Origin of the sequence: Echinicola sp. 20G, from assembly GCF_015533855.1 — a bacterium.
In the GTDB taxonomy this organism is placed as follows: Bacteria; Bacteroidota; Bacteroidia; order Cytophagales; family Cyclobacteriaceae; genus Echinicola.
Genome location: NZ_AP024154.1, coordinates 5481768 through 5494616 on the forward strand (window position 1 = coordinate 5481768; position 12849 = coordinate 5494616).

General features: G+C 41.3%; 9 protein-coding genes. 2 read left to right on the plus strand and 7 right to left on the minus strand.

Annotated features, from left to right (window positions below):
- Positions 1-216: 216 nt before the first annotated feature.
- The 5 genes from JL001_RS21975 to JL001_RS21995 all read right to left on the minus strand — a co-directional run bounded on the left by JL001_RS21975 (position 217) and on the right by JL001_RS21995 (position 7572).
- A complete protein-coding gene (locus JL001_RS21975) occupies positions 217-1176 on the minus strand; it encodes a hypothetical protein (protein WP_200979966.1) in 960 nt (319 codons plus the stop codon).
- A gap of 536 nt (positions 1177-1712) precedes the next feature.
- Positions 1713-2687 carry an L-rhamnose/proton symporter RhaT gene (locus JL001_RS21980; RefSeq protein WP_236252941.1) on the minus strand — a complete coding sequence of 325 codons (975 nt, stop codon included), beginning with the start codon at positions 2685-2687 and terminating at the stop codon, positions 1713-1715.
- 141 nt (positions 2688-2828) lie between these two features.
- Positions 2829-4241, minus strand: coding sequence for an arabinose isomerase (locus JL001_RS21985; protein WP_200979968.1), 1413 nt, complete (start codon positions 4239-4241; stop codon positions 2829-2831).
- 85 nt (positions 4242-4326) lie between these two features.
- Positions 4327-7392, minus strand: coding sequence for a family 78 glycoside hydrolase catalytic domain (locus tag JL001_RS21990; protein ID WP_200979970.1), 3066 nt, complete (start codon positions 7390-7392; stop codon positions 4327-4329).
- 9 nt (positions 7393-7401) lie between these two features.
- Positions 7402-7572 carry a hypothetical protein gene (locus tag JL001_RS21995; protein WP_200979972.1) on the minus strand — a complete coding sequence of 57 codons (171 nt, stop codon included), beginning with the start codon at positions 7570-7572 and terminating at the stop codon, positions 7402-7404.
- Positions 7573-7790: 218 nt separating this feature from the next.
- On the opposite strand from JL001_RS21995, the gene JL001_RS22000 reads away from it, so the two are divergent.
- Both JL001_RS22000 and JL001_RS22005 read left to right on the plus strand, forming a co-directional pair.
- Positions 7791-8681 (plus strand): AraC family transcriptional regulator, encoded by an 891-nt coding sequence (locus JL001_RS22000; protein WP_200979974.1) that lies wholly within the window; start codon positions 7791-7793, stop codon positions 8679-8681.
- Between the two features lie 371 nt (positions 8682-9052).
- Positions 9053-9232, plus strand: coding sequence for a hypothetical protein (locus JL001_RS22005; protein ID WP_200979979.1), 180 nt, complete (start codon positions 9053-9055; stop codon positions 9230-9232).
- Positions 9233-9296: 64 nt separating this feature from the next.
- Here JL001_RS22005 and JL001_RS22010 read toward each other — a convergent pair whose 3' ends face one another.
- A complete protein-coding gene (locus JL001_RS22010; protein ID WP_200979980.1) occupies positions 9297-9452 on the minus strand; it encodes a hypothetical protein in 156 nt (51 codons plus the stop codon).
- 50 nt (positions 9453-9502) lie between these two features.
- On the minus strand, positions 9503-12778 hold the full coding sequence (locus JL001_RS22015) for a glycosyl hydrolase (protein WP_200979981.1): 3276 nt from the start codon (positions 12776-12778) through the stop codon (positions 9503-9505).
- Between the last annotated feature and the right edge of the window lie 71 nt (positions 12779-12849).

A 12849-nucleotide genomic window follows, 5' to 3' on the forward strand; every position in this document is an offset into this window, starting at 1 on the left:
TACTTTGGTGTACTTATTTACCTTTCTTCCTTTGATTAAATTACTAAAACAATATTAACCAATAGAACAGGTATTTCTATCCTGCTTCATACTAGGTGTGCTCCTTACATACTGGTAGAATTCTAATAATAAAACTAACAAAGCCCTAAAAAAATCAAAGGCCATCGTCCTAGCGACGATGGCCTGTAATGCACAGATAGTGTTTGCTGATGACGGCTATTGATTAGTGAGTGTCACCCTCGCTCCACTAACATAAACTATTTCTGGATTGCTGACACTCCCGGGAAGGATACCATTGGCTCCTCCTTGAACATATGCACCCCAACGGCATACAGACTTCAGGTTGGCGCGGTCCCAAGTCCCTGTGGCCTTCTGTACGTTATCAATATATACCCTGTAGGTAAATCCGTCATCCGTAACCCGCAAATTAAAACTCTGCCCCACAGATTTTCCTGTAGATATCCTTTGGTTTTGCGCCCAGCTAACGCCTCTTTTTATAATATCAATGTCCCCAGAAGCTGTTACATGAAGGGCTACGCCCCAAGCAGGATCGAAACCGTTAGCTGCCGTAGCTTTTGATTGGAATATCTTAACATCTTTGGCTCCGTTATGGGCAGCGACATGATAACGTGCCGAAAAGGTCATCACCTTATTGTCATCTCGCCGAATGCCCAAATTGGGGGCATATGCCTCACTTCTGGCTGCTCCAACACGTGAACTTTGCCAATTCTCATCACCGGGAATTACCCTGAACACTTGGGTATTACCATCCTTTTGGTACCAGCGAGTACTCTCATTGGGATCAGTAACCTGTGAATTCAATGGATTATGCCACCTCATATCATTGTCCGACATTACCAAACGGGTTCCCGTACTGGTCGTTTCTATCGTGGAATTGGGAACATCTATGAAGGTCCCTCGGGTATCAATTGTGCCATTTGCTACCTTATTTCTAAGTGCTGTCTGTTCTGCAGAAGTAGTCGCCCTCGGCTCACTACCGATTAAATTGGTCCATGTAGGATTCCACCCCTTATAGGATGCGGTGGTGGTCGTTAACGTTTTCACGGTGTCATTTTCCTCTGGCAGGGAAGTTTCCTCTCCCACACAAGAAGTAAACAAATAAATGGTCGTTATGACAGCGACTCTACCTAGTAAATTACACGTCGTTTTTGTCATTTTTGGTTAGGTTATTTGGTTTATTTAAATTATAATTATTGGCTATAGTGTGTCCAGCAAACACTTCTAGTCATTATACATGGATAAAAAACACTTATGCTATTTATTTACCTAAAGAAATCTTCCTTTTGTATAATTTCCCCTAGAAAGTTTTAAGCACAGATATCCTAGTATATTTTTACGAGATTGGTTGGCGACTGTCCTTTATCACCCATCATCTCTCTCGTGGGCAATTGATGCCCATAACCTTCTGTGTATCCATCAAAAATTCAATTCATCAATACTCACCTCGCGCCTCCTTTAAACCAATTTTAACCAACTTAAATCCAAAAATCATCCTGTATCATACTAGGTTTAATTTTTCGTATATATATTTTCCTAATTAGATCATTTCCCAACTAAGTAGAAACCGAAAAATGCAAACCCAATCAGTATGCAGAGGATATAAGAAAAGGAATGTAGGGTAAATAACAATACGTACGTGAGGTAGAAGCGTAGATTGACTATTTATCAAAGAGGGCACAAGCTAGCCACGTTTAAAAGTAATTTCCTATCCCCACTAAAAATACAGATAGAACAATCACCAAAACACCACTAATAATGGTCCACTTGGTACTTTGGGCAACGCCGGACCATTCCTTGCGGTATATTCCCCATAAGTTTGCCGTAAGGATAATGGTGGACATATGAAGTATCCAAGAACTTGCTCCGTTGCCTAAGAGGCTCTCACCCATACCATATAAGAAGAACTGTAAAAACCAAATTGTACCTGCACAAGAGGAAAAAAGAAAATTCATAAGTATGGGAGCTTCCTTGTCAAGGTAATTTTTATAGGATTGATTTTTCACACTTAAATAAGTGGTCCATATCAAATTGGACAATAAGCCCCCCAAAAGTATCACTACAAACGTTACGTTATTTTGGTATAATGAGTTATAGCCTGTCAATACTGCCCTGTCTGCCATGATTTTACCAGCTTCTATGCCATAATTAAAAAATGAACTTAACACACCGGAAAGGATCGCTACAACCAATCCCCTGACAAGGTCAAATTCCCGAACGCCCTGTTTTTTCTTCTTATTGGACAGGTCACTATCCTTCATCATACCGGCCTTACCACAAATTGCTATCCCCGCTAAGCACATCAGTATCCCCAATAATATAAGTTGTCCTCCGGGATTAGCCATCATATCGGTAAACGAAACCTTACCTTCTGAAGGATAGACATTATAGTATAGAGAAGGAACAAGTGCCCCAAATGCTGCACTGAATCCCAAGACTACAGAATTCCCCAAAGACATTCCCAAATACCGTATTCCTAGACCATAGGACAATCCCCCAATTCCCCATAGAAACCCCATAATAAAGGTAAACCATAATACGTCAGGTGGGCTTTGCAGGATAATTTCAATGAAGCCAGGGACAGTCAACCAAGCAGCCATAGGTGGAAGAATAAGCCATGAGACCAATCCTCCTACCGTCCAATAGCTTTCCCAGGCCCACTTTTTCACTTTATTATAAGGCATGTAAAAACTCCCGGCAGCCACCCCCCCATTGTATGGAATAATACCCCTAAGATTCCCTGTAACATGTTTGTTAATTAAATTATGAAAAAAATATCCCTTCCACCAATGTAACCCACTATTTAGAGGTCAACAAACTTTCACCACTTCAAGGCCCAACAACCTCCCGAGTTTTTCGATTTTGTGAGCAATATGCCCTACCCCAATAGCACAATGGTGAGAGGGACCCTGTCTTGACCATTCATTCATAAATCCACGTGCTCCAATTGAAAAACGGTAGCGACTATTGGTATTTCCGATTTGCAGGACGGGACCTTTTACCGATTCTCCCTCAGCCACTAACAAAAAGACCTCCTCTTTTCCTTCCACCACTGATAATAAGGTCACCGGGCCATGTTGTACAGTCATCTGAATGGACAGGCCTTTTCCCGGCTTTCCATGATAAACGGGTAGTGGCACCAGTTGTACTTTTCCTTCTGCAATCGCAAAATGAGGAGGTCCATCATGACCAAGCATAACGATATCATCATTAAAATCCATCGCATAAAATTCAGAAAAAGAGCCCCCAGCCCCAAAGGCATCCATAATCTTCATTGCCTGTGCATTCTTTATCTCATATTCACCTGCAACTGGCACATTTTTACCTGTTAATAAGGTATTTCCGGGGATAACTGAGGTAACTATATTTTCATATTCATTACCTGATTTCCCCTCATAATAATAAGCTAAAGAGCCGAGTTTATGATTTTCCACAAGTTTATCAAGTGCGATTGAAGTTTTAGCAGCTCGAATTAATTCATTTCTTTCGCAAGCATCGACAACTTCAAAGGAGCTATAGAATTCTTTTATCTTGTCCTCAACTTCTGCATCACTGGCCTTATCACGGTATTCCTTTACCTCACATATTTCTACCACTTCTATATGCGTCCCGAATGCACTAGCCTGTTTAGTGAGGTCGGAATATACATCAAGCATACCACAGTAATAATGACCCAAAACGCCCAGGCGGTTATTGCGCATTACCGAAGCGACATTGGCCGCCTCAATCCATGCCTGCATCTCGTCCCAAACGGCTTGTTCTCCTAAGTAACCGGTAATAAATTCGTACCCAATTCCTGTACGGTTAAAAACATTGGCAATTTCAGGTACCGAACAAGCCTGACAATGCGCCAACCACTCTCCGGTCATCAAGCCCCGATCTCCCAATCGATTAAAATTTTCGTAATCTATGGCCGCTACGGGCTGAATATTCAAAATGACAATCGGACATTTTAGTTTTTGCACTACGGGCAATACAGTAGAAGACAGTGCGTACGTGGATACATATAAAAATAACATGTCCACATCTTTTTGCTTCAACAACCTCGCAGCTTTAGAAGCTTTCTCTGGACTGTCCACCAATCCCACATTGGCCACTTCTGCACCAAATTCTCCCATTTTATCTGCTATTTGTTTTTGGTAGCCCTCCAGCCTTTCCATCAATCCATCAAACTGATCCCAATAGGTATCCAAACCGATTCCAAATATTCCTACTTTTAGCATGTTTCTTTATTATTTTTAATTTGGCGTGTCTCTTAAGTTTTCTGTCAAAACCCAATGGTTCCGGTATTTTAAGGATTACCTAGACTCATGGAAAAATTTTAAATTCTGCAATTAGGGGAGCCTCTTTAGCCTCTTGAATATAGACCCTACATTTGGTGGATGTAACAGAGGCAAAATTATGCTGTTTATGGCTACCACAAGTAGTGCCGCTTACAATTTCCTTCCAGGATCCTTCCTCCCAATATTGGATTTTATAATCAGTAATAATATTTCCCAACTCATTAACCGCTACTTTGCTAAATGTTTGGGGCTTGATCCACGCGATTTCTAAATATTGATTACTTGGTTCCGCTGCCTGCCAGCTGGTTTCATCATTCTCATCATTAGCCTTAAAGGCCTCAAAGCCTGGAAGCTTTTCCGTTTCTATATACATGGAGGAAGCACTCATTCTTCCCAATAAAGAAAGGTTATCACTTTCGATGATCGGTTGAGGATAGGTAGTAGAGGGTAGCTCCTCCACAGTAAAGTCATATATTCCAGCTTCTACCTGGTAAACTAGATATTGACCAACAACATCATGTAATTCGGTACCTATAAAATGGATTCCTTCTGATTTTCCAGCCTGCACACCACTTTCTTTAACCTGATCTTTTTCCAGAGCAGGCAAGAAAACTTTTGCTGTGGTATTGACGGGGATCTCTATATGGAAATTAGCCTTTCCGTCTTGTTTGGACCAGTTAACCATTACCTTGCCATACAGTGATTTATACTCGGTATTGGCAAAGGTCAAATCACCCACTAAGGCTGGTTTAATAAGCATACTTTTCATTCCGGGACGATCGGGGTCAGTCCTAATGCCCCCAAAACCCTTGATAAAATACCCACCTATTCCCGTATAGCAAGTGTGTATTTTACTTACCCCTACCGAGGACCATCGCTCAGGCCAAACCGTTTCCCCTTGTTCCAGAAAATAACCATAACTCGGATGATGTTTATCTTGAAGTAATTCGTAGATCAGGTCCATTCGTTCTCCGTACTCCGTAAAATACCGGGTATATAAAGCCTGTCCGGAACTTCCAGTATCATAATAGGGAAATTTATACAAGACATTATCAACCAGATTAGCATATACTTTTTTCTTTTCAGCATCGGGAGTGACTCCAGCCAATAAAGCAAATGCCTGATTGACTTGTTGGCCATTCCCATATTTTCCGGTCTCAGGGTTATAAGAGAGTTTATGCGTAGATTCCCGCTGAACTTTTAACCTATCGGTGTATAAGTTAACATCTTCAGTTTTCCCTAATGCCTCGGCAATTTTTATCGCATTATCCAACATAAAGGCATATACACAATTGTTGAAGTGAACAGCCTCAGGAGAATTACTGCTGGACCAAAAATTTCCCCGTGGCGTGCACCAATCCCCTAATCCAGGAAAAGCCCGTGCCCCCTGTTCCCCAACCTTAAGTGCTCCTCCGGTGGCATAATTGGAATGTTGAAACAACCATTCCATCCACCTTTGCATAGATTGATAGTTTTCCTCCAATACTTTTGAATCACCATACATTCGAAAAGTTTCCCAAACCGTAATAGGGTTGTTGGCTTTCCACATCAAGAAAGGCCTATCCTGCTCATTGATCACAGCACGTATTCCTCCATCTGGCAGCTGAGCATCCCTCATATACTGATTATACTGGTCCATATATGCGCCACTTTCAAAATTCGGCAGAGCATCACCATACATGGCTGCAACCGTTACCTCTCCCCAACCACGCCTTTCCCTGTGCGGGCAATCCATCAAAATACCATCCAGTGTATTAGCCAAATAGGTGTCCAAATTGACTTTATAAATTTGATTCAAAAGTTTACTGGATGATTCAAACTTACTTATCCGTTTGCGGTCATTGGTAATAACGTATCCTTTGATGTCGGAGAGCTCAGGTTTGTAGTCTAAACCGTAAACAGTTATCCAACGACCTCCGGCAACATTAAAGCGATTGGAAAAAGTCCCTTCACCGGTGGTGTTATAGATGTATTTGCTTTTCTGGTTCCAGTTCATGGTTTTACCAATCTGATCGCTGATTTCAAACAACACGGAATCACCTTCCTTCCCACTATGTAAATCCATTTCAAAAAAACCAGTATAGTTTCTTCCCATGTCGATCCTATAGGTACTATCACTACTCTTGGTGACCGCAACAGGAACCACTTCTTCGTATTTCACCTGTGGTTCGACCATTTGAGCACTCAAAACGGCTGTAACCTTTCCGGTGGGTCGGACTTTTTGGGACAAAGGCACATCCTCAATAATGGTCAAGGACTTATCAGGTTCTTCTCCTTCCACATTATAGATACTTGCATTTTGCCAATCACTGTCATCATACCCTGCTGTATTCCAATTGGGTTCCTTTTTCCGATCATCTATTGTTTCACCTCCAAAATTCAAAATATCCCAATCACCATAATAACCGCTGTTACTTCTTTTACATTTCCATGTTTCATCTGTAGCTAAAGAAACTTTCCCTTCTCTAGTCTGTATCTCTACCTGTGCTTTAAAAATAAACGGGGGATTTTTGTACTCTTTTATCCTTTGCCAACGAGCCCATCCGGCAGCGTGCCAAATGGCAATGACATTGTCACCCTCATGAAGTAATTCTGAAATATCGTAAGTGAGGTATGGAATCCGCTTCTTCATATAGGACAATACCGGATTCATCACTTGATCAGTTACTTTTTGACCATTAACATACAACTCGTGATATCCAAATGAACCCACAAATACATGGGCCGAGCCTACCTCCTGTGAAAGCGTAAAGTTTTTTCTGTACCAATTGTGGTCTGTAGTATTTTGATCACTTTTGTATATCCAATCCCCTTTCCAATCTTCTGGATTTAAAAGCCCCATGGTAAAGGTCCCTGGATCACTCCAGTCTGTCGCTTCACCGTGCATATCCCAAATCTTCACCTTCCAATAATACTCCTTACCTGAACTCAGTTTTTTCCCTTGATAAGTCACATTAACGGATTGTGGCCCCTCCATTTTTCCGGAATCCCATAGATCTCCGTTATTATTGCTTAAATCTTCCAAACTACTTGAGACAAGCACCTGAAAGGCTGTTTGTTTTTGCCCTCTTGCCTTCTGCTGATCTAGCATTTTCCAGCTTTATCTTGGAGCAGTATTATCTATCCCCAAGGGATCAGTTCTATATTCACATCTTAAGTCTGAAAGCACAACGGTAGATTCCGCATAGCAGCTGGATATCACCAGCAGCATTAATACTGAAATCAATTGTAATCTTTTTAACATTTTGGGCTTCTTGTAATGATTTTCCATTTTCTAACAGTTTAGGAAAGCATTTTTTGATTTAAAATATCCACTATTCATAATTACTTAATAAACAATAGTAGTAGAAAATAATAATTTACTTTCAATAATTTTTCATACTATTGAAGCATAAAATACTGTAATACTACAGTTATCTAATAACAAAAATCAATATTTAACCTAACTGTCTCAATTGACAATCTGACTTTATAATTGCACAAATTGATATGAAAAGTAATCAGTATAGAAAATATTTGATGATTTTCGAGCAGGATAAACATTGGGGATTTTGGATAAATGACCTTGGTAGTACGAAAATCAAAAAAAACGAGGCATATCCCTCAAAAGGACATCCAGGAAGCTATATGTTTACCTGGCAAAACGGAAGGGTACTGAATGAATTTCACTTTGTGTTAATCACAGATGGGGAGGGGGTCTTTGAGAGTAAAGAAACCGGTAGAAAAAAAATCGTCAACGGAGATGGATTTTTATTGTTTCCGGGAGTTTGGCACAGATACATGCCCTTAAAAAAAACGGGATGGACAGAAAGATGGGTGGGATTCTCGGGCCCCATTGCAACGCAATTCATGTCAAATGGTTTCTTTGCCCCTAAAAATGCCATCATTCCCGGATGTGGCAGAGAAACCGTTCTCAATTATTTTGATTCTTTATTTCATTTATTCAATAATGAACCATTTGGATTTCAAAGAATAGCTTCAGGACTCTGCATACAGCTTTTAGCAGAAATCAATAATATACAATTAAGCAGCAATCAGGACCACACTATCAATTCAATGGTTTCCCACACCAAATATTTAATGTATGAAAAAATCAACGAATCCATTGATCTGGAGAAAATCGCCTCAGGCTTAGGGGTCAGCTATTCAAAATTCAGGGTTGATTTCAAAACGCAAACCGGCACCTCTCCTTTACAGTACTATCTCCACTTAAAAATAGAAAAAGCAAAAGAAACCTTACTAAGAACAAAGATGAGCCAAAAGGAAATTGCTTACGCATTGGGTTTTGAATCTGATTATTACTTCAACCGCTTATTCAAACAAAAAACGGGTCTTTCCCCTGGTCAGTTTAGAAAAAAGTTTCTGCCCTCCTCCCCATAAACCCGAATTTTAAGACTTGTAAAAAAGTAAAGTAAAACAGCTAGCTTTTGAACCCTAGTTTGATTTACAAGGCCTGAATTTGGGAGCTAAAACGTCATTGACAACGCAGTGAAGCCCCTCTCCCGGAGGGCAGACAATTTCCTTCCATGAAAACTAGACTGCCGCGTCGTACCTCCTACCATTGACAGGGATTGCTTAATGTGTCAACCTGAGCCCTTCGACTTAGCTCAGGATAAATTTAAGTCGAAGCCCTAAGACAAACCCTTCGACTCTACCTTGTGGTTAAACAGGTCTGCTCAGGGTGACTCCGTATAAATATTGTCAACTGTCATTCAGCTCCCTTATATTTGAGAAAATTTTGACCTCTCGCAGTGACGCTTCCTTTCAATAGTAACCCTTTTGTGCTTGAGCAAGTGTGGGAGAAGGGTGCAGCCCGTCTCCCGACTGCCTTGACGGTAGTCAGGGAGGGCAGGCAATCTCCCTATGATGAGATTCCGATCCGCCTAAGGGAGATCGGAATGACTTCTTTAAAACTTGAACTGAGATTATGACATAATTTAGATAGAAATATTCTTAAAGGTCTATTTTCACTTTTTTCCAAACCTTGGAATGTAGCTAAACTTCAATATTCATAGCTGCTACTCTTTTCAAACGCTCTTCATTCAGTTTTAAACCAAAGCCTGGAGCAAGTTTTAAGCTATAATACCCATTGGTTTCTTTGGTAGTTGCTGCGCTAATAACGCAATCCAGATAGTCATTTTTTTTTGCCATTGATCTATCCTTACTTTTTTTTAACTAAACATAGTTGATTGTTATCAAAATCATTTCTTAGTAAGCTTTGTGGGCACTAATACCACAGGCCCTATCAGGCCAGCCGGAATAAGCTCATCCCCCTTCCTGTAAAAGTCAGTAATGGTAAATGTAGAGCGCTGCTTTAATGGTGCCGGTTCATTATTTAAAAACCAACTAGGCATGGTCTCGGCTTGTCTATCAAATCCTGTTTCATTCGGGTAGTTTTCATCCCCGATCAGGCGGTTGGTCCACTGGTTGGTCACTTCGATCTGTATCTTGTTTTTACCTTTTCTCAGCACATTGGAAATATCCAAACGGTAAGGACTCATCCATAAAACACCCAGGTCCTGATCATTAATGATGACCCGCACAGCCACATTTACCTCACCTAAGTCGAGAGTGATGCGATGATCCTCGTCGAGCATCTTTTTATCCACAAAAAACTCATTTTCATAAATAGCTGTACCCGAATAATATTTTACCTCCTCCGATTCGTGGCTTGTCCAATCTATCAGTTCTGAGAAATAATAGGTTTTTTGCCCTTTTTTGATTTCAGGAAAAGTAAGCCTCCAATCTCCGTTCACCCGAAGCGGCAAATACCCCATTTCTTTTTCTTGCTGGAGTTTGTTATCGTCGGTTACTATGTAGTTTCCGTTTTTCGATTCTTCTCCTGAAATCCTAGGCACACCATCTGATGAGGATCGAAAAACCACAAATACGGACTCTTCAGCTTCCAGGTCGATCCATACCTTAGTTAGACCATTTGTATGGGCAAACTGTGCCGTTTTTATCAGCTCCCCGTTCATTGGTTTCCAAAGTTCTGGGAGCTTTCCATCTACCCTGAAATTGCATTCAAAGTGCTGGGGAACAGCATCGGGATTAAAGAAGAAATAGAGGTCCTGTTCCTCATTTATCTTGCGATGAATAAAAGAAATATCCTCCCTGCCTTCTACCTGAAAATCTGCTTTTAACATTTCGGCCTGCATCATGGCCTTCCAGCTAAACCCTGCATAAACGTTTTTCTGTTTCAGCATGGCAGTTTTTAGCTGCTCAAAAGTGGCTAAATCAGTATCTGTGTTTAAATAGCCTGCTGGTTTTTCTGGCATTTCCCCAATAATTGGAATACCCGCCTGAGCTAATTCATTGAGTCGTTTGAGACTATTTAAGGACAATTTTTGACAGTTTTTCATTACCAAGGCTTTGTATTGTGTACCTTCTGGCAGCACTAACTTTTTATCCGCAATTTCAATTCGGTTTAGCAACACATCGGCATTCACGCAATCGAAATTACTCCCTGCAGGTAAAGCTGGCTCAAAATCTTTGCGCAAATATACCGAGTTGGGTGAACCATCGCCAATAAACACCAGGAAATCGGCCACCGGCACACCTTGGCGCAGCATATATTGTCCCCGCATGATGTATTTAAACCAAGCAGCCCCGGCATTATCCCACCAGGTTTGTACACGGTCAAAATTAAATCCCCAACGCCCCATGGTCATGCCGGGGGCCACATTAGGATTGGCCTGGTGGGCAAAGCGGTGAAACATAAATTCATTGATGCCACGCACCCAGGCCAGGTCTCCCGAGGTTTTGGCCATTCCGGGATGGCCCTTCCAGTTGATCTGGGGATTGGAGGTAAAGGATTCAGCAGAAGTAACGTTCTTACCATAGATGTGTGAAGCTGAAACAGCGGATTGGACCATGGTCATTTCACGATCCATCCAAAACTCGCCCATATTTATATCTGCCTTTCCGCCCACATCCAAATCGTTTACAGGACCAAAACCATAGGGTTCTATGTAGCTTTTAATCCCATCGGCAGTACACAATTCGGCAAAATACCCGAAGTAGTTTTCCGTCATCAGGTCACAGTTCAACTGACGTACATCCCATAGCAATGCATCCGATGCTTCAGCACTTTTGACAAAACGTCCCGCATATAAGGGCAAAAAGTCAATAATATCATAGCCATATTCTTCTTTAAAAAACTGGGCATAACCGTCTGTCCAGTTTTGCCCACCCATTTCGTAGCTATCAATTTCGATATATTGCATCGCATTAGGAGCTATATCTCGGGTGTTTTCAATCACTTTTTTGGAAAATGCATCGTAATGCGCTTTAAAAGCCTCCCGGTTAAATTTATCACACTCCAATCCACGACCAGAATCGGTAGCAGGATTATTAAAGGCCCCCGTAGAGGTATAGCCAAATCGGAGTATGGTCCAATTGCCTTCGGGTAAAGATGCCTTCAAAGTACCATCTTCCTGCAACTTATCACTGAGGTTAATAATTTGGTCTTTAGCAATAATCATATCAGCTGTTGGCTCTCCAATAGGCGTCATCGCATGATCCTCCGTACGTCCCATGCTGATGCACCCCATTACGTTATGTATCCACTGGGTAGAAAGTAGTTTGGCTTCATGAAATGACATGGTTTGGTCAAAAGTAATCCTAAAGTACTTTGCACTTACCGGTTCAAAGCTATCATTAATTGTCCACTCTCGCTTTCCTGTTCGTACCGTATATAATTGACGCACATCGGTAAAATCAAGGCCGTTATCAGAGACCTGCAGCGTTGCCACCGGATCGCGTTGGTTACAGACCATCAAGACTGAACGTATGGTCTTCTTCTCCGGGTAGGTATATTGAATCCAAGGCAATGATTTTCCTTGCTTTTGGAGAACCGTACGATCATCTAAACGGTTATTCATTAAACCTGTAACCTCAAGGTTTGCATCGGAAGCGGTAATCTCGGGTTTGTTTTGAGCATCATCCATTTCTGAGGGTAAGGCGGGATAAGCTACTACAGCTACATCACGGTAATAATCTTCTCGCATAGTAGGTTGTGGTAGCTCAATGGAAATATCCCCACCTGTGGTTTGTAGCTCACTCCACGCTACCATTTTCATACTTTGCTCCGGTGTAATCCAAGGTCCACCGCTCGAGGACCATCCATCGCAGTTGTGCACCCCAAAGCTCAAACCCAAGCGCTCACATTCGGCTGCTGCATGTTTCAGCATATCGTGGTGCTCAGGTGAATTGTACTTGATAAGGCCATCGGGGATTTTTTGATCTATATTGAAGAGTAATATCCCACCTATACCTACACGTTCCATCGCTTCAAGGTCTTTGGTTAGTCCTGCTTTGCTCATATTACCATCCATAGCATGCATCCATGTACGGGGCTTTACTGAAGCTGGCGGGTTTTTGAAGTTTTTTTCTAAATGATCTACCTCATTAAATTGGGCAAAAGAAGCCGATAGGCTAAAAAACCAGACTACGATTAATACAATTGTTTTTTTCATATGTATTTTTTTCAATGGCAGGAAAAAGCCTTGTTATCTCCTCTCCCTGGTACAAAAAACAATTCTTTATT

Bases quoted from the DNA above. Each gene is read 5' to 3' on its own strand.
- JL001_RS21985 (WP_200979968.1), bottom strand. From the start codon at position 4,241: ATGCTAAAAGTAGGAATATTTGGAATCGGTTTGGATACCTATTGGGAT.
- JL001_RS21975 (WP_200979966.1), bottom strand. From the start codon at position 1,176: ATGACAAAAACGACGTGTAATTTACTAGGTAGAGTCGCTGTCATAACG.
- JL001_RS22010 (WP_200979980.1), bottom strand. From the start codon at position 9,452: ATGGCAAAAAAAAATGACTATCTGGATTGCGTTATTAGCGCAGCAACT.
- JL001_RS21995 (WP_200979972.1), bottom strand. From the start codon at position 7,572: ATGGAAAATCATTACAAGAAGCCCAAAATGTTAAAAAGATTACAATTG.
- JL001_RS21990 (WP_200979970.1), bottom strand. From the start codon at position 7,392: ATGCTAGATCAGCAGAAGGCAAGAGGGCAAAAACAAACAGCCTTTCAG.
- JL001_RS22015 (WP_200979981.1), bottom strand. From the start codon at position 12,778: ATGAAAAAAACAATTGTATTAATCGTAGTCTGGTTTTTTAGCCTATCG.
- JL001_RS22000 (WP_200979974.1), top strand. From the start codon at position 7,791: ATGAAAAGTAATCAGTATAGAAAATATTTGATGATTTTCGAGCAGGAT.